The organism is Bradyrhizobium guangdongense, from assembly GCF_004114975.1.
Taxonomy (GTDB): domain Bacteria; phylum Pseudomonadota; class Alphaproteobacteria; order Rhizobiales; family Xanthobacteraceae; genus Bradyrhizobium; species Bradyrhizobium guangdongense.
Map to the genome: position 1 here is coordinate 2,687,614 of NZ_CP030051.1, position 19,175 is coordinate 2,706,788.

The 19,175-nt window shown below is 63.9% G+C and carries 8 protein-coding genes and 1 pseudogene; 5 read left to right on the top strand and 4 right to left on the bottom strand.

Annotated elements, in window-relative coordinates; translation table 11 throughout:
- Positions 1–14: 14 nt before the first annotated feature.
- Both X265_RS12850 and X265_RS12855 read left to right on the top strand, forming a co-directional pair.
- Positions 15–11,915, top strand: a complete 11,901-nt coding sequence (locus tag X265_RS12850) for a beta strand repeat-containing protein (protein WP_164938552.1) — start codon at positions 15–17, stop codon at positions 11,913–11,915.
- Between the two features lie 104 nt (positions 11,916–12,019).
- Complete coding sequence (locus X265_RS12855) at positions 12,020–12,847, top strand: sulfotransferase family protein (protein WP_128965149.1); 828 nt, start codon at positions 12,020–12,022, stop codon at positions 12,845–12,847.
- A 359-nt stretch (positions 12,848–13,206) separates the two neighbouring features.
- On the opposite strand, the pseudogene X265_RS42260 reads toward X265_RS12855, so the two are convergent.
- Positions 13,207–13,305: pseudogene (locus X265_RS42260) on the bottom strand (PEPxxWA-CTERM sorting domain-containing protein); the annotation flags it as partial.
- 350 nt (positions 13,306–13,655) lie between these two features.
- Between X265_RS42260 and istA the strand changes: the two are divergent.
- Both istA and istB read left to right on the top strand, forming a co-directional pair.
- Positions 13,656–15,170, top strand: coding sequence for an IS21 family transposase (gene istA, locus X265_RS12865; RefSeq protein ID WP_430648578.1), 1,515 nt, complete (start codon positions 13,656–13,658; stop codon positions 15,168–15,170).
- Entirely contained in the window at positions 15,167–15,979 is an 813-nt protein-coding gene (istB, locus tag X265_RS12870; RefSeq protein ID WP_208764263.1) for an IS21-like element helper ATPase IstB, read from the top strand. Before istA ends, istB begins: the two co-directional genes overlap by 4 nt.
- A 124-nt stretch (positions 15,980–16,103) precedes the next feature.
- Here istB and X265_RS12880 read toward each other — a convergent pair whose 3' ends face one another.
- From X265_RS12880 to rfbA, 3 genes are all read right to left on the bottom strand, one after another.
- Positions 16,104–16,313, bottom strand: coding sequence for a carbohydrate binding domain-containing protein (locus X265_RS12880; RefSeq protein ID WP_128965151.1), 210 nt, complete (start codon positions 16,311–16,313; stop codon positions 16,104–16,106).
- A gap of 132 nt (positions 16,314–16,445) precedes the next feature.
- A complete protein-coding gene (rfbB, locus tag X265_RS12885; RefSeq protein ID WP_128969243.1) occupies positions 16,446–17,525 on the bottom strand; it encodes a dTDP-glucose 4,6-dehydratase in 1,080 nt (359 codons plus the stop codon).
- A 14-nt stretch (positions 17,526–17,539) separates the two neighbouring features.
- Positions 17,540–18,424, bottom strand: a complete 885-nt coding sequence (gene rfbA / locus X265_RS12890) for a glucose-1-phosphate thymidylyltransferase RfbA (RefSeq protein WP_128965152.1) — start codon at positions 18,422–18,424, stop codon at positions 17,540–17,542.
- Positions 18,425–18,576: 152 nt separating this feature from the next.
- Between rfbA and X265_RS42265 the strand changes: the two genes are divergently transcribed.
- Positions 18,577–18,786 carry a dTDP-4-dehydrorhamnose 3,5-epimerase family protein gene (locus tag X265_RS42265; protein ID WP_128969244.1) on the top strand — a complete coding sequence of 70 codons (210 nt, stop codon included), beginning with the start codon at positions 18,577–18,579 and terminating at the stop codon, positions 18,784–18,786.
- The last annotated feature ends 389 nt before the right edge of the window (positions 18,787–19,175 follow it).

Sequence of the window (19,175 nt, forward strand, 5' to 3'; positions counted from 1 at the left end):
ATGGGAGTTCAGCCATGTCCGATATCAATTTGACGGGTACAGCCGGCACACCAGGCACGAACGGTGTGGGCTCGGGATCGAATGGTACGGCAGGCGGCCCCGGTGGCAACCAGACGACGACCAACAACGGTACGGTTGACACGACGAATTCCGCAGAAGCGACCGGCGGCGCCGGTGGCAGAGGGGGAAACGGCGGTAGCGGTGCCGTTGGCGGCAATGCCGGCGCAGGCGGAAGCGGTGGAAACGCGACGTCGACGGCCTCCACGGCCGTCAACTCGGGCGGCTCGATCACGAGCACTGCGCGGGCAACAGGCGGCGCCGGCGGCGCTGCGGGCACGCCAGGAACGGGTGTGCCGAACGGCAACGGCGCCAACGGCGGCACGGGAGGAACTGCGACAGCATCATCCTCGTCTACGAACGCGAACGCGGGTGGGTCAGCGCGCGCCTCGGCCTATTCTACGGGTGGCACCGGTGGGGCGGGGGTCGGCGCTGGTTATTCCGGCGGTGCAGGTGGCGTTGCGAGCGGGACGACGGCAACCGCATCGGGGCATTCGGCTTACGCGACGGTTGGTCAGACCGGCGGTAACGGCGGTCGCGGCTATAGTGGCGCAGCAGGTGGCGCTGGCGCCAACAGTTCGCTGACAAACGCGGTGAGCGGCACGACGACCGGCGGTTATCTCGCCCTCAACCAGACCGCGACGGGCGGAAATGGTGGATACAGTGCGGGAGGCGCGGGCGGTGCTGCGGGGAGCGCCACGTCGAGCCTCACCTTCACCGATGCCAACGCCACGAAGGCATCCACGCTGTCGGGAGCGAGCACCGCAAACGGCGGCAACGGTGGATCTGCGAACGGCCTCGGTGGCACGGGCGGAGCGGGCGGCGTCGCGAATTCCTCGATCAATCTGACGGGAGCCCACACTGTTCGCGCCACGGCAACCGCATCCGGTGGTGATAGCGGCAGTCTGTACGGCACTGCGGTTGGCAATGGCCTTGCGGGCGGGGCGGCAAGTGCGACCGCCGCAGCAACGACGACGTCGACTACCGAGTACGCGCGCGCCTACGCGACCGCAACCGGCGGCAGGGGCGGCGGTGCGGCGGGCGCTGGCAATATTGGCGGTGCTGGCGGAGTGGCAAGCAACACGACTGCGACAGCCTCCGGTCACTCCGCGCTCGCGAGCGCAACCGAGGTCGGTGGCGCTGGTGGCAACGGTCTGAACGGCGCGGGCGGCGGAACGGGACAGAACGTCACGCTGACGAATGCGGTTACCGGCTCGAGTGGTGGCAGCTATCTGGGCCTGAGGCAAAGCGCAACCGGCGGCGCGGGCGGCGCGAGTTCTGCCGGGACAGGTGGACTAGCTGGCAACGCGACGTCGAACCTGACCTTCAATGACACACTCAACGTGACGCCGGCCGCAACATTTGACGGACAGAGCACCGCGCGTGGCGGCGCGGCCGGCAATGGACAGGCTGGCAACGGGGCGCTCGGCGGAAGCGGCACGGCGACGATCAATTTGACCGGAGCTCACGCCATCGGCTCGGCCCTCTCCCACGCTTATGGCGGCAGCGGCGGCCGCGGGTACGGAAGCGCCAATGGCGGCGCTGGAGGGACAGCAAATGCAAGCGCGATCGGCGCCAGCACAACGGCGGGAAGTGAGAGCGTTACAGTCCGAGCCTATGCGACTGGTGGGACCGGAGGCGGTGCTTCCGGCAGTTCCGGAAACGGAGGCGTGGGTGGTTCTGCGACCGGTGCGAGCGCAACCGCAACGGAAACCAGCGCCACGGGCGGTCGAGCCTACGCCACTGCAGGCGAAACAGGTGGCACAGGCGGTCGCGGCACTGGTGCTGGCAGCTCCGGTGGAGCTGGCGGCGCGGTCAGCGGCACGAGCGCAACTGCTTCGGGCCACGCAGCTTACGTTAGAGCTCAACAGATCGGTGGAAGCGGCGGCAATGGTTACTCCGGCGCGGCGGGTGGTGCGGGCGCCGCCAGCTCTTTGACCAATGCCACAAGCGGTATTGCAAACGGCGGGGCAATACGGCTTTACCAGACCACGACAGGCGGCAATGGCGGGTACAGCGCAGGCGGTCTCGGCGGCGCCGGTGGTACGGCGACTTCGAGTCTGACCTTCGATGACACCGCACATGCCACCAATGCCTCCACCTTGACGGGCTATTCCGTCGCCAACGGCGGCAATGGCGGAAATCGCGGAGTGAGCGGCGCAATCGTTGGCGCTGGAGGCGTCGGTAACGCTTCGATCAACCTGACGGGAATTCACGACGTCAATGCATCCGCAACCGCATCGGGCGGAAATGCCGGCGATCTGGTCGGAACAGCGACTGGCAACGGGCTCGCCGGTGCCGGCGCGAGCGCGACCGCGTCGGCGACAACGACATCCGCGACCCAGACGGCCACCGCAAACGCCAATTCCAGGGGCGGCGTGGGCGGCGACGCGCGGGGAGCAGGCAACACGGCCGGTTCAGGAGGGATCGCGAGCAGCACCACGGCAACTGCGTCCGGATTTTCCGCCACTGCGACAGCCACAGAGACCGGCGGCGCCGGCGGCCAAGGTAACAGTGGCGCTAGCGGTGGCGCGGGACAAAGCATCTCCCTGACCAATGCGGTCAGCGGCTCCGCAGCCGGAGGCACATTGAGACTGGCCCAGACGGCCATAGGCGGAGCTGGTGGTTACAGTTCGTCCGGAATTGGAGGAACGGCCGGCAGCGGGACATCGAGTCTGACGTTCGACAACAGCGCGAGCGCGACGCCGGCCTCATATCTCGAAACTTACAGCACGGCAAACGGCGCCAGCGGCGGCAACGGCTTCGGTGGCGGAGCGACTGGCGGAGCTGCAACATCTAACGTAAATGCGACCGCCGCGCACCGCCTTTATGGTCGCGCCAACGCCACCGGCGGCACCGGCGGCCGCGGCTATGGGACGAGCAATGGCGGCGCGGGTGGCACGGCGACATCTACCTTGCTCGTGAACAGCATCACGCATGGCAGCGACAATATCGATGGGCGTGCCAATGCGACCGGAGGCAATGGAAACTCGGTCAGCACCAGCGGAAATGGTGGCGCGGGCGGTGCTGCGCTTGGCGCCAGCGTAACGGCAACGTCGGCGGCGGCGATCGGCGGACGGGCCTACGCGCGCGCTGCTGAAATTGGCGGCACGGGCGGAGCCGGACGCGGAGCAGGGCACGCCGGCGGAACAGGCGGAGCGGTTGGCAATACTGTTGCGACGGCGTCGGGTCACTCGGCGGTGGCAACCGCCGATCAAACCGGCGGTGCCGGTGGCCGCGGCTACGGCGGTGCCTCGGCGGCAGCAGGTGCCAGCAGCACGCTGACCAATGCGGTCAGCGGTTCAACCACAGGTGGTTATTTGACTCTCAATCAGACTGCGACGGGCGGCGCCGGCGGATACGCTCAATATGGTGCTGCCGGTGCAGGTGGTTCGGCAAGCTCGAGCCTGACCTTCAATGACACGACGAATGCCACGGCGGCGGGGACGTTGAGGGGTAACAGCACGTCGGGGGGCGGTGCAGCCGGAGGTAGTGGAGGCGCTGGGGCAAGTTCGGCGATTGCTGGAACGGCAACCTCCTCGATCAACCTGACGGGCGCGCATTCCGTGTATGCGACGGCTCGCGCCACTGGCGGTGCCGGCGGCAATCTCACCGGTTCGGCCGTGGGCAACGGCGCCGCTGGATCGTCAGCGAGTGCCACGGCAACAGCGACCACGTCGTCATCGACCGAGGCTGCGCACGCCAGCGCGTATTCCACAGGAGGAAGCGGATCAGGCGGAGGCGGCGCGGGTAACTCAGGGGGCATCGGCGGCATTGCAAACAACACGACCGCGTCGGCATCCGGCCATTCGGCCTACGCCGTTGCCAGTGAGACCGGCGGAGCCGGTGGCCGCGGCTACAACAGCGCGAACGGTGGCGCGGGACAGAGCATCAGCCTGACGAATGCGGTCAGCGGTTCGGCCTCACCGACGGGCACGTTGGGATTATCTCAGACGGCGAGCGGCGGCGCCGGCGGATACAGCAGAGGCGGAACACCCGGCCTCGGCGGTAGCGCGACCTCGAGCCTGACGTTCAACGACAATACCAATGCAACACACGCGGCGACCCTCGACGGTACGAGCCGCGCCTATGGCGGGACAGGTGGCGCGGCCCAAACCGGCAACGGCAATGGCGTTTCGGGCGGCGCGGCAAGCGCAACACTGACGTTGACCGGCTCCCATAACATCGGCGCCACCAGCAGCTTTGCGGCGCGGGCAATCGGCGGGACGGGCGGCAGCGGCTACGGCACGGGAAATGGCGGGGCGGGCGGTACGGCGGCGTCAGCTTCGACAGCAACCAGCACGACGACACTCGCCGAGACCACTAACGCCTTGGCCTATAGCACAGGCGGCGCTGGTGGAACTTCTGGTAGTACGGCCGGCAATGGTGGTGCGGGCGGCGCCGTCACCGGCACGAGCGCAACAGCGACGGAGGCGTCCGCCACCGGCGGACGGGCCTATGCGTATGTCAGAGCGGTTGGCGGCGCCGGTGGCCGGGGCTTCGGCGCGGGCCACAGTGGCGGTGCCGGCGGCGTGCCGAGCAACTCGAGCGCGACGGCATCGGGGCACTCGGCCGTGTCGGTCGTCATTCAAACCGGCGGTAATGGTGGGCGCGGCTACAGCGGCGCCACGGCAGGGACCGGTGGCAGCAGCACGCTGACCAATGCGGCGCATGGATCGACCACAGGTGGTTATCTGACGCTTCGCCAGACCGCAAACGGCGGTGTTGGTGGTTACGCTCAGACCGGTGCAGCCGGGGCCGGTGGTGCGGCAAGCTCAAGCTTGACCTTCAACGACACGACGAACGCCACGGCGGCGGCGACGCTGACGGGCACCAGCACGTCCGTGGGCGGCGGAGCCGGAAACGGCGGCGGCGCTGGAGCAAGCTCGCAGGCCGGCGGTGCGGCAACCGCGTCCATCAACCTGACAGGCGCGCATGTCGTGAATGCGACGGCGCGCGCCACCGGCGGCACCGGCGGCAATCTCACCGGTTCGGCCGTGGGCAACGGCGTCGCAGGATCCACGGCGAGCGCAACGGCGATCGCGTCGACGACGTCGTCGACCGAAGCTGCGCACGCCAGCGCGTACTCAACCGGAGGAGGCGGATCGGGCGGCAGCGGTGCGGGCAACTCCGGTGGCGCGGGCGGCGTTGCAAACAATACGACCGCGACGGCATCGGGTCACTCGGCCTACGCCATTGCCAGTGAAACCGGCGGCGCTGGCGGCCGCGGCTACAACAGCGCGAACGGTGGCGCGGGACAGAGCATTACCTTGACGAATGCGGTCAGCGGCTCGGCCTCCTCGGCCGGTACGCTGGGATTGTCCCAATCCGCGACCGGCGGCGCCGGCGGATACAGCAGGGGCGGCACGCCCGGCCTGGGCGGTAGCGCGACCTCGAGCCTGACGTTCAACGACAACACCAATGCGACGCCCGCGGCGACCCTCGACGGCACGAGCCACGCCTATGGTGGGTCCGGCGGTAATAACCAATCCGGCAGCGGCAATGGTGCCTCGGGCGGCGCCGCATCGGCAACGCTTGTCCTGACCGGTTCGCATAACATCGGTTCCACTAACAGCTTTGCGGCGCGGGCAATCGGCGGGACCGGTGGCAGCGGCTACGGCACGGGAAATGGCGGCGCCGGCGGCACGGCGGCGTCAGCTTCGACAGCAACCAGCACGACGACACTCGCCGAAACCACCAACGCGCTGGCCTATAGCACAGGCGGCGCTGGTGGAACTTCTGGTAGTACGGCCGGTAATGGTGGTACCGGCGGCGCCGTCACCGGCACGAGCGCAGCAGCGACGGAGGCGTCCGCCACCGGCGGACGGGCCTATGCGTATGTCAGGGCGATCGGCGGCGCCGGTGGTCGGGGCTTCAGCGCGGGCCATAGTGGCGGTGCCGGCGGCGTGCCGAGCAACGCGAGCGCGACGGCATCGGGTCACTCGGCCATCTCAGTCGTCATTCAAACCGGCGGTAATGGTGGGCGCGGCTACAGCGGCGCCACGGGAGGGGCCGGCGGCAGCAGCACGCTGACCAACGCTGCCAGCGGATCGACCACGGGTGGCTATCTGAGACTCTACCAGACCGCGACGGGCGGCGCCGGCGGTGGCGGATATAGTGGCGGAAGCGGCGGCCTGGGCGGTGCTGCAACTTCAAGTCTGACATTTGATGACACGACGAACACGATCCATGCCTCCACTTTGAATGGCACCAGTACCGCTTCCGGCGGAGCCGGCGGAAACGGAGGGGCGGGCGCGACGGGTGGCACGGCGACGTCATCGATCGTGCTCACGGGTGTGACCCACGTGACGGCCACATCGCATGCAACGGGTGGCAATAGCGGCGTCGGCCTGACTGGTGGCGGCGCCACTGCCTCGGCATCGGCGATTGCGACCGGGTCCGGTGCCGCAGATACGGCAACCGCGAGCGCGACATCGACAGGCGGTACTGGTGGCACTCAAGGCTCTGCCACGGGCCACGCGTCCGCAACGACAGCGAACGGTCAGCTCGCGCTGGCGAACTCCACGGCAACCGGCAGTACCGGAGTCACAGACACGACCGCGTCGACGGGCGGCGGCGGCGTGGTGACGAACGTCGCTGCATTTGCCTCCTCGCAAGTTGGGAGTGCTGCGAATGCAATCAGCCGAGCCCTGCTCGGCTCGGTGGACGGCTTCAATGGTCAGTCCAACAACTCCTATAGTTTTGCGACGGAAGTGCCCGCCTCCAACTTCGTTTCGTCGGTCCTGGCGAGCAACAACAATCTGAACACGGCCTTCAGCGGCGGAACTGTCTTCGGTGAGGCGTCAGAGGGTGCGTCTTATTCGACCACCGCGAGCGGTTCGCGGGAATATAGAAACACCGTCACATGGACGATCAACACGACGTCCCTCTCGGGGCATTTGATTGCGGGATTCTTCGGATCGCAGACATTCGGCACGGGATTTACGTCGCTCGATTTCAGTGTCTCTGAAAACGGCACGCAGATCTTCCACACGGCGTTCTCGGCCGCGACGCTTGCGTCTGCGCAAACCTTCTTCAGCAATCATGCACTTGACCTCGGCACATTTACGAATGCGGCCGGGCAGACACTGAGCTTCTCCTACGATTTGTTTACGAGCTCTTCTGGCAGCGGATTTGGCACCGAATTCTTGCTCGGTACATCGGGAGGAAATCAGCCTCCGATAACCACGGTTCCGGGGCCGCAAACCATCCAACAGGGAATTGTCACGCCGCTCAGCGGAATCAGCATCGTCGACGGTGATGCCAGTAGTGCAAGCGAGACCATTACCGTGGTGTTGAGCGACACCAACGGATTACTGTCCGCTACGGGAGCGGGAGTTTCGGGATCGAACACCAATCATCTGACGATCACCGGGACGCTTGCGCAGGTCAATTCGGACCTTTCGACCCTTACATTCCAGGATAATACGGCTGGTAGCGAAAGCATCGACGTTGCGACCAGCGACGGCCGCGGCGGCAGCGATGATCACCATATCGCGGTTTCCGTGTTCTCGCCCCTGGCGGGTCAGGTGGTGCTGACGTCTGCGACGGAGCATGTGGCGATTGCAGCGGGGACGTCGGTTGCGACGTTCACGGACAGCAACACGACGGATGCTGCGGGCGGGTTCACGGCCTCGATCAACTGGGGCGACGGCACGACGACGGCGGGCACAGTGACGGGAGCGAACGGCTCGTTCACGGTGGCGGCCGGCACGGGCGGTCACACCTATGCGGATGAGGGCAGCGATCCCTTGAGCGTGACGATCACGCGCACTTCGGACAGCGCCCACATCACCCCGACGGGCACGGTGGTGGTTGGCGAGCACGATGTCCTGTCGGGCAGCGGCACCTCGCTGAGCACGAACACGAACCAGGCGCTGAGCAACGTGGTGGTCGCGAACTTCACCGATACCGACCTGGTGACGCCGGCCTCCGACCTGGTTGCGACCATCAACTGGGGCGACGGCACGACGACGACGGGTACGGTGACGGGCGCGAACGGCAGCTTCGCGGTGAGCGGCAGCCACACCTATACGTCGGCCGGCACGGACACCATCACGACGACGCTGAGCGACCGCTCGCCGGGCACGGCGACGGCCACAGCGACCGGCAGCGCGACGGTGACGGGCGGGGCGCTGGCAGGTCAGGTTGTGCTGACGTCTGCGACGGAGCATGTGGCGATTGCGGCGGGAACGTCGGTTGCGACGTTCACGGACAGCAACACGACGGATGCTGCGGGCGGGTTCACGGCCTCGATCAACTGGGGCGACGGCACGACGACGGCGGGCACGGTGAGCGGGTCGAACGGCTCGTTCACGGTGGCGGCCGGCACGGGCGGTCACACCTATGCGGATGAGGGCAGCGATCCCTTGAGCGTGACGATCACGCGCACTTCGGACAGCGCCCACATCACCCCGACGGGTACGGTGGTGGTTGGCGAGCACGATGTCCTGTCGGGCAGCGGCACCTCGCTGAGCACGAACACGAACCAGGCGCTGAGCAACGTGGTGGTCGCGAACTTCACCGATACCGACCTGGTGACGCCGGCCTCCGACCTGGTTGCGACCATCAACTGGGGCGACGGCACGACGACGACGGGTACGGTGACGGGCGCGAACGGCTCGTTCGCCGTGAGCGGCAGCCACACCTATACGTCGGCCGGCACGGACACCATCACGACGACGCTGAGCGACCGCTCGCCGGGCACGGCGACGGCGACAGCGACCGGCAGCGCGACGGTGACGGGCGGGGCGCTGGCGGGTCAGGTGGTGCTGACGTCTGCGACGGAACATGTGGCGATTGCGGCTGGGACGTCTGTTGCGACGTTCACGGACAGCAACAGCACGGATGTTGCGGGCGGGTTCACGGCCTCGATCAACTGGGGCGACGGCACGACGACGGCGGGCACGGTGAGCGGGTCGAACGGCTCGTTCACGGTGGCGGCCGGCACGGGCGGTCACACCTATGCGGATGAGGGCAGCGATCCCTTGAGCGTGACGATCACGCGCACTTCGGACAGCGCCCACATCACGCCGACGGGCACGGTGGTGGTTGGCGAGCACGATGTCCTGTCGGGCAGTGGCACCTCGCTGAGCACGAACACGAACCAGGCGCTGAGCAACGTGGTGGTTGCGAACTTCACCGACACGGACCTGGTGACGCCGGCCTCCGACCTGGTTGCGACCATCAACTGGGGCGACGGCACGACGACGACGGGTACGGTGACGGGCGCGAACGGCAGCTTCGCGGTGAGCGGCAGCCACACCTATACGTCGGCCGGCACGGACACCATCACGACGACGCTGAGCGACCGCTCGCCGGGCACGGCGACGGCCACAGCGACCGGCAGCGCGACGGTGACGGGCGGGGCGCTGGCAGGTCAGGTTGTGCTGACGTCTGCGACGGAGCATGTGGCGATTGCGGCGGGAACGTCGGTTGCGACGTTCACGGACAGCAACACGACGGATGCTGCGGGCGGGTTCACGGCCTCGATCAACTGGGGCGACGGCACGACGACGGCGGGCACGGTGAGCGGGTCGAACGGCTCGTTCACGGTGGCGGCCGGCACGGGCGGTCACACCTATGCGGATGAGGGCAGCGATCCCTTGAGCGTGACGATCACGCGCACTTCGGACAGCGCCCACATCACCCCGACGGGTACGGTGGTGGTTGGCGAGCACGATGTCCTGTCGGGCAGCGGCACCTCGCTGAGCACGAACACGAACCAGGCGCTGAGCAACGTGGTGGTCGCGAACTTCACCGATACCGACCTGGTGACGCCGGCCTCCGACCTGGTTGCGACCATCAACTGGGGCGACGGCACGACGACGACGGGTACGGTGACGGGCGCGAACGGCTCGTTCGCCGTGAGCGGCAGCCACACCTATACGTCGGCCGGCACGGACACCATCACGACGACGCTGAGCGACCGCTCGCCGGGCACGGCGACGGCGACAGCGACCGGCAGCGCGACGGTGACGAGCGGGGCGCTGGCGGGTCAGGTGGTGCTGACGTCTGCGACGGAACATGTGGCGATTGCGGCTGGGACGTCTGTTGCGACGTTCACGGACAGCAACAGCACGGATGTTGCAGGCGGGTTCACGGCCTCGATCAACTGGGGCGACGGCACGACGACGGCGGGCACGGTGACGGGTGCGAACGGCTCGTTCACGGTGGCGGCCGGCACGGGCGGTCACACCTATGCGGATGAGGGCAGCGATCCCTTGAGCGTGACGATCACGCGCACTTCGGACAGCGCCCACATCACCCCGACGGGTACGGTGGTGGTTGGCGAGCACGATGTCCTGTCGGGCAGCGGCACCTCGCTGAGCACGAACACGAACCAGGCGCTGAGCAACGTGGTGGTTGCGAACTTCACCGATACTGACCTGGTGACGCCGGCCTCCGACCTGGTTGCGACCATCAACTGGGGCGACGGCACGACGACGACGGGTACGGTGACGGGTGCGAACGGCAGCTTCGCGGTGAGCGGCAGCCACACCTATACGTCGGCCGGCACGGACACCATCACGACGACGCTGAGCGACCGCTCGCCGGGCACGGCGACGGCGACGGCGACCGGCAGCGCGACGGTGACGAGCGGGGCGCTGGCGGGTCAGGTTGTGCTGACGTCTGCGACGGAGCATGTGGCGATTGCGGCGGGGACGTCGGTTGCGACGTTCACGGACAGCAACACGACGGATGCTGCGGGCGGGTTCACGGCCTCGATCAACTGGGGCGACGGCACGACGACGGCGGGCACGGTGACGGGTGCGAACGGCTCGTTCACGGTGGCGGCCGGCACGGGCGGTCACACCTATGCGGATGAGGGCAGCGATCCCTTGAACGTGACGATCACGCGCACCTCGGACAGCGCCCACATCACGCCGACGGGTACGGTGGTGGTTGGCGAGCACGATGTCCTGTCGGGCAGCGGTACCTCGCTGAGCACGAACACGAACCAGGCGCTGAGCAACGTGGTGGTTGCGAACTTCACCGACACGGACCTGGTGACGCCGGCCTCCGACCTGGTTGCGACCATCAACTGGGGCGACGGCACGACGACGACGGGTACGGTGACGGGTGCGAACGGCAGCTTCGCGGTGAGCGGCAGCCACACCTATACGTCGGCCGGCACGGACACCATCACGACGACGCTGAGCGACCGCTCGCCGGGCACGGCGACGGCCACAGCGACCGGCAGCGCGACGGTCGGTATCCTGCTCGGCGATGCCAACGGCGATGGCGTTCAGGACAATGGTGAGACGACGCTCTCCGTGCCTTGGGCTGCCGCGCAGCAACTTCTCAATGCGAGCGATACGAATCCTGACGTTCGCATATCGATGATGAAGCAGGCACTCAGAGCGCAACTCAACATTGACGCCGGAGAGGCTGACCCAGGCTTATTCCCTGGCCAGCCAGCGGGCCACGATCTCATTACTGAGGCCGTCGATTGGCTTAGAGGCCTGTCGCCGTTCACGTATGCTCCGACGTCTGCCAATGTGGACATCAACCATGACGGCATTTTGCAGACAGGTGCGACGAGCATTGGAAACGATTACAACACCGTTACCCAGGCTTTCACCACGCCACCTCAGAAGGCTACGATGAATGCCTGGCTACAGTACGTTGATACAATCCACAGCCCGCCCCAGTCCGGCGATCTCTTGATCAACGGTCAGGATCTGAGAAACGCCTTGGCGGCGTTCAATGCGAACCAACTGGTTACCCTCATGGCGGGCACCCAAGTTGGCTGGAACAACGGTAGCGTAACGACGGACATTCAGCCCAACACGGCAAACACGTTCTGGAATGTGCTGGCCGACAACCATGTTATCGCGGCGCCTCATGTATCGTGATGAAGTGACCGCGACAGCTTTGCGTCGAACTAAGGTTCGTCCTGGAATCTCAAGGCGGGGCGTGCGTCTCGACCTGCTTGAACTTTAGTGAGGTAATTTAGTTTATGCAGAATGGCGTGCACTTCATCTCGGGACTGCCTCGCTCTGGCTCAACGTTGCTTGCGGCGATTCTCCGCCAAAATCCTCGTCTACATGCCGGAATGAGCAGTCCTGTAGGTTCACTTTTCATGGCGCTGCAGGGCGCCATGAGCCGAAGAAACGAAGCGGCTGTCTTTATTGACGAAACGCAAAAGCGAGAGCTACTCAAGGGGATTTTCGACAACTACTATCACGCAGTCCATCCCAGTAAGATGGTGCTCGATACCAACCGCGCTTGGTGCTCGAAGCTGCCTACCCTTGTAAAGTTGTTTCCCGAGGCGAAGGTCATATGTTGCGTTCGGCATGTCCCTTGGATCATGGATAGCATCGAACGTCTCATCAGGCAGAACGCGTTCGAACTATCCGGAATATTCAACTTTGAATCGTTAAACACCGTCTACACGCGAGTAAACCGTCTCGCTACGAGCGACGGCCTGGTCGGGTTTGCAATCGATGCGCTTCGTGAGGCCTTTTGGGGCGAGAATGCTGGTCGTCTCATTCTGGTTGGCTACGAGGCCTTATGCAAAGAGCCGAGCAGAACGCTAGATCAGATTTACGATTTTCTAGGCGAGAGGCGCTTTGCGCATGATTTCGAGAACGTCGAATATGAAGCGGACGATTTCGATCTGGGGATTGGAACGCCCAACTTGCACAAAGTGCGCCGCAAAGTGAGTTGGATAGAGCGAGAGACAGTTCTCCCGCCGGAACTGTTCAACCGATTTGCCAACGACGCCTTCTGGATGGTTCCAGAACTAAATACCCACAATGTGCCTATTATCGTGCCCAGAGGATAGATGCTTCTGCGCTCGGCCTGCGCTTTGCGCTCCATCTCGGCCTCGCAAGGCTGCTGGAATGAGGCCTCGGTTTTCCAAACCGAGGCCGTTCATTAGGGAGTCGATTTGTCCTCCCGGACATCACCTTCCACTGAGTGGAACGACCGTGGTGCAGAAACCTGCTTGGCAGGTCAATGTTCCGAATATGTCGAGCCACGGTGCGCCGCCGTCAAGTCTATCCATCTGATTTAGCGAAGAGACCGTCTGGCTCTGATCTTCAAGAGGCAACGGCCCTTACCGGTCCAGAGCTGCAATCGCCACCGCGATCGTCAGGGCGGCGCTGGCTTACCGCCCGAAGCAGGTACCCACCATCGCCAATCTTAGGCCAGCATCAGCTTGCCGCGTCGATATGCTATGAAGCCCACGCCCGCGAAGCCAAGGATCAGCATAGCCCAAGTTGAGGGTTCGGGGACGGCAGAGATCGACACGCCGCCGATGACCGGGCCGTAAGGCGAGTTCGAGTCGAGGCTTGCGAAATTCAGCGTTGCGTTACCGCCATCCCAAGCGAAGGAGAATGTCTCCTGCACGTAGTTCATGCCGTTCGGCCTGACAGTACCTTGGGTTACGTAGTCTGTCGCGCGGCAATCAGGATGGAAGGCAGCGTCAATCAAGGTGAGAGAGTTTCGCTGGGCCCGTGACGTAGGGAGGGCGTAGCCCGACCGGAGTTACGGGCCCAGCGTCGGCGCGATCCCGAGGAGGACCGCGCCGACTGGTGATCGCGGCCGGCGGGGTTATGCAAGTGGTTCTTCCGCCAAGAGGAATCACTCGCTTGCCCGGCCGACACATCACAGATCACCAGATGAGGCTCTACATGAAGTACCGTCAGACCGATAGCCCGCCAGTGGCGGCGGCCAAGGCGTCATTCAGTGCGTCGACCGCCTATCGGATCGAGAGAGACCCCCGATTTCCATCGCAAAGGAAGGCTCCCCGCGGCCGGCGACGACCGGACCCGTTGAGCAACGTGTTCGAGACCGAGATCGTCCCGATCCTGAAGGCGGCACCTGGCTTACGCCCGGTGGCGGTGTTCGAGGAGATGCTACGGCGTCATCCGGATCTCGGCAGCGGTATCCGTCGTACCCTGGAACGTCGGATCCGTGCATGGCGGGCGGTCCACGGCGAGGAGCAGGAGGTGATCTTCCGCCAAACCCACGAGCCTGGCCAACTCGGCCTCTCCGACTTCACAGACATGGACGAACTGGGTGTTACGATCGCGGGTGCTCCGTTGGATCATCGTCTCTATCACTTCCGTTTGGCCTATTGCGGGTTCGAGCACGCCCACGTCGTGCTTGGCGGCGAGAGCTTCGTTGCCCTGGCGGAAGGCCTGCAGAATGCCCTCTGGTCGCTCGGTGGGGCGCCGCGGGAGCATCGGACCGACAGTCTGTCGGCCGCATTCTGCAATCTCGATCGCGATGCACGGGACGATCTGACGCAGCGATACGAGGCCCTTTGTGACCACTACGGCATGCGGCCTTCCCGGAACAATCGAGGCGTTGCTCACGAGAATGGTTCGATCGAAGGGCCCCACGGTCATCTCAAGCGAGCAATCGCGGATGCCTTGCTGCTGCGCGGAACTGTCGACTTCGACGATCTTGCCACCTATCGCGGCTTCATCGACGAGATCGTCAGCCGCCGCAATGCCCGCAACGCCAAGCGGATCGATAGCGAGCGCGTGGTGTTGCAGGAGCTGCCCGATCGGCGCACCTCCGACTACGAAGAGGTGATCGTCCGCGTGACATCGTCCGGCGGCTTCACCCTGCGCAAGGTGTTCTACACAGTGCCATCGCGCCTGATCGGTCACCGGCTGCGGGTGCGCCTTTACGACGATCGTCTCGACGTGTTCGTCGGCGGCACCCATCTCGTCACCCTGCCGCGTGGGCGGCCGCATCCCAATGGCAAGTACGACCAGGTCGTCGATTATCGGCACGTGATCCATTCCCTGCGGCGCAAGCCGATGGCGCTTCTCAATCTGGTCTATCGAGATCGGCTGTTCCCGCGCGATGCCTATCGGAAGACCTTCGATCGCCTGCGCGAACGCTTGCCGGACAAAAAAGCCTGCCGGATCATGGTCGACCTCCTCGCGCTCGCTCATGACCGCGGCTGCGAGGCCGAACTCGCCGATCAGCTCACCGCCGACCTCGACGCCGGCCGACTGCCCGACCTCAACCGGCTACGTGCTCACTTCGCCCCCGATCCCGCCAACCTGCCGAACGTCGTGGTGCAGCTCGTGCCGCTTGCGACCTACGAATGCCTCATCGGTACCGCCGAGACCGGAGGTGCCGCATGAGCGTAACGAACACGGTTGATGCCGCGCGCCTCAATCTGTTGCTCAATGAACTCCGGCTGCCTGCCATCAAGGTGCTGTGGGCTCAATTTGCCGAACAGTCCGACAAGGAAGGCTGGCCGGCCGGCCGCTTCCTCGCGACCATCGCCGAGCACGAGATCGCCGAACGCGGCCGCCGTCGGATCGAACGACACCTTGTCGAAGCACGTTTGCCCGCCGGAAAGACCTTCGACAGCTTCGACTTCGAAGCCGTGCCGATGATCTCAAAGGCGCAGGTGATGGCGCTCGCCGCCGGTGACAGCTGGCTGGGCAAGGGCGCCAATTTGCTGTTGTTCGGCCCGCCCGGCGGCGGAAAGAGCCACTTGGCGGCAGCGATCGGCCTGGCCCTCATCGAGAACGGATGGCGCGTCCTCTTCACCCGGACCACCGATCTCGTGCAGAAGCTCCAGCTGGCGCGACGCGAGCTCAACCTCGAGGCGGCCATCAATCGTCTCGATCGCTTCGATCTCCTGATCCTAGATGATCTCGCTTACGTCACCAAGGATCAGGCCGAGACCAGCGTGCTGTTCGAACTCATCAGCGCTCGCTACGAGCGCCGCTCGATGCTGATCACCGCCAATCAGCCATTCGGCGAATGGAACAGGGTCTTCCCGGATCCCGCCATGACCCTCGCCGCTATCGATCGCCTCGTTCACCACGCCACCATCGTCGAGATGAACGTCGAGAGCTATCGCAGACGGACCGCCCTCGAACGAAAACGCGGTCCAGGACGGCCACCATCGCACGCGACACCCAAAACCGTCGCTGATTGACGCTGCGCGACAATCAGAGTTCAACAAAACTCTTGCGCGCGACAATCATCGCGGCAATCATCATCAGGCCGCGACACTGCCTCGCCATCCTGTTTGCCGCGCACTTCCCACCCAGATTGCCGCGCTACACGTAGTCATAGGTGTAGGTTTGCGAACCGGCTCCGGTAATGCCGACCTGCACCGTCTTGGTCGGTGGCTGACCGTCCGGGTTACCAGAGAGATAAAAGGTGATGGCATAATTACCGGCGGCAAGGTTGGTCAGGGTTTGGCTGATGCTCCCGGGGCTGTTGCCGTCAAGATCCACCGAGCCGCCGCCGGTGGGGCGCCCTGCCAATAGTTCCCGATCCAGTCGACGCTGCCGGAGGTAACGGTCCAGGCGTTGGTCGCGGCCTACTTCGTAACGCTTCAGCCCCTGAGGCGCTTCATCTGCTTGTACTCGGGGCTCTCCATCACCGCTTCCAGCAGCCTACGCCGGGTATCCCGGACCTAGGCCGACTCGAGACTTCTCGTAACCTCGAGCCAGAATTGCCTGCCACCAATCTCTGTTCTGGCAATACCATTTAACGGTCTTGGCGAGTCCCGTCTCAAAGCTTTCCTTGGCTTCCCAGCCGAGCTCGCGTTCGATCTTAGAAGCATCGATCGCGTAGCGAAGGTCGTGGCCAGGCCGGTCCTTAACAAAGGAAATCAACTGTCGTCGAGAGCCGTCGCTGCTGGGGATCAAATCGTCCAAGAGATCACAAATGGCGTGCACGACTTGAAGATTGGTTCGTTCGTTACGACCACCAACATTGTAGGTGCCTCCCACCGAGCCTCGTTCAAGCACAATCGACAGTGCGGCTGCGTGGTCTTCGACGAATAACCAATCGCGCACGTTCTGACCATCGCCGTAGACGGGTAAGCGTTCGCCTGCCAGCCCCCTGATAATCATATTGGGAACGAGCTTTTCGGGAAAATGATAGGGGCCGTAATTGTTCGAGCAATTTGTGATCAGGGTGGGCAGTTCGTAAGTCTCGCGCCAAGCGCGGACCAAATGGTCGGAAGATGCTTTGCTTGCAGAATAGGGCGAGTTCGGCGCATAGGCGCTCTGCTCTGTGAACAGCCCGTCACGGCCTAGCGAGCCAAACACCTCGTCGGTCGACACGTGCAAAAAGCGAAATCGAGCGCGGCGGTCAGGGGGCAGCGACCGCCAATGCCGTAAGGCTTCCTGGAGCAAAGTGAAGGTTCCGACGACGTTCGTTTTGATGAATTCTCCCGGACCGTCAATCGAGCGATCAACATGGCTTTCCGCGGCGAGGTTCATCACCGCGTCAGGTTGGTACTTTTCGAACAGGCTGCGAAGCGCTTCCGCTTCACAGATACACTGACGCTCGAACGAATAGCGGTCGTTTTCGATTGCTCCTGGCAGGGAAGCCAAATTGGCAGCATAAGTCAGCTTGTCGATATTGACGACCCTCGCTCCTGTTTCGCGCAATAGATGGCGGACGACTGCCGAACCGATGAAGCCGGCTCCGCCTGTAACGAACATCGTCGTGCCCTCAAATCGCAAGGCAGGGTCCATTGCTAGAGCTGTCCATTGCTAAACAAGAGAGCGACCGATGCCAGATACTCACCATAACTGCTCTTCGCATTCTTCTTGGCCACTTTGATGAAAGTCTCCAACGAAATGAAGCCCTTCCTCAACGCGATTTCCTCGGGACAGGCGATCCGTAGACCTTGGCGCTGCTCGAGGATCTGCACGAAATGGCTAGCCTCGACCAAAGATGCGTGCGTACCGGTGTCGAGCCAGGCAAAGCCTCGTCCGAGAACCTCGACGAAGAGATCTCCTCGCTCGAGATAGGCTTTGTTCACGTCAGTAATCTCGATCTCGCCCCGTGCAGAGGGGCGGATATTGGCAGCAATGTCCAGGACGTGGTTGTCGTAGAAGTAGAGGCCCGTCACGGCTATATCTGATTTAGGTCGCTGGGGCTTCTCTTCGATCGACAACGCCTTGCCCGCAAAATCAAGCTCGATCACGCCATATTGTTCGGGTGTCTTCACCACATAACCAAAAATAGTTGCGCCCTTCTTGCGCAGGAACGCCTTGGCGAGCATTTCCGGCAGGCCATGACCATAGAAGATGTTGTCGCCAAGGATCAGCGATACCGGGCTATTCGCCACAAAACCTCGACCCACGATAAATGCGTCCGCAAGGCCACGCGGTGTGTCTTGCGTGGCATAAGAGAATTGAAGGCCGAAATCCGAGCCATCACCGAGCAGTTGTTGAAACAGCATCTGATCGGGAGGGTTCGAAATAATGAGGATTTCGCGAATACCAGCCAACATGAGGGTCGACAGCGGGTAATAGATCATCGGCTTGTCAAAGACCGGCAACAACTGCTTGGAGACCACTGTCGTGACGGGATAGAGGCGCGATCCGGTGCCGCCGGCGAGAATAATACCTTTCATGGCCCCTCACAAATTTACCAAGCAGAAATTATCAAATAGGATGCGCCGGACAAGACTGTTATTTTTTACACACGCTAGCCGAGCCACGCGTGGGCAGATTTTGGAAGCGGAGCTTGAAGGGGGTCTGATTGTCGAACCTCAACTGTTCGGCAATGCCTGGGAAGCTCGTCAGTGTGCTCAAGGGGCGCATCTTGGATGTTGCTGCCGATGTGAGGGTCGGAAGCTCCACCTTGGGCCGGCATGTGGCTTTTGAACTGAACGACAAGAAGAGTCGTCAGCTTTGCAGTTTTCGTTTCACCTCCGGTGACGGCCGCCTTGTCAGGTTAAGACGATTGCTGTGTAAAAGCCCTTATGGACAGTAATAACTGCAGGACTCAGGTCGAGCGGTCCGAGGTTGTCGAGCCTGGCCGGGCCGTCGGTGGGCCGATGATGAGAAGCTCAAGATCGTTCTGGAGAGTTTGGAGAGCGCGCGGGCCCTCTCGTCGACGGCACCGGGATACGGCATCTCACGTTCGCTGTCGCTGACTCGGCGTCGATCGTTTGGTGCACGGGCGAGTAGTAATGTAGAGCCTCGGCCCTGCTTTGTGCCAGCGATCGTGTTGCCGGACTCGTCGACAGTGCCATCGACAGCGTTAGCGCGGCCAGCGAGCGGACGCATGGGGATTGTCTCCGGCAAAGCTTATCGAGTGATTGTGGACGCCGACGTTGATCTGACGGTGCTGTCTCGCGTGTCGGATCTGCTGGAGCGGCG

What these genes read in the sequence shown, in the direction of transcription:
- X265_RS12850 (WP_164938552.1), top strand. Translation starts at nt 15, where the DNA reads ATGTCCGATATCAATTTGACGGGTACAGCCGGCACACCAGGCACGAAC.
- X265_RS12855 (WP_128965149.1), top strand. Translation starts at nt 12,020, where the DNA reads ATGCAGAATGGCGTGCACTTCATCTCGGGACTGCCTCGCTCTGGCTCA.
- istB (WP_208764263.1), top strand. Translation starts at nt 15,167, where the DNA reads ATGAGCGTAACGAACACGGTTGATGCCGCGCGCCTCAATCTGTTGCTC.
- rfbA (WP_128965152.1), bottom strand. Translation starts at nt 18,424, where the DNA reads ATGAAAGGTATTATTCTCGCCGGCGGCACCGGATCGCGCCTCTATCCC.
- X265_RS42265 (WP_128969244.1), top strand. Translation starts at nt 18,577, where the DNA reads ATGCCTGGGAAGCTCGTCAGTGTGCTCAAGGGGCGCATCTTGGATGTT.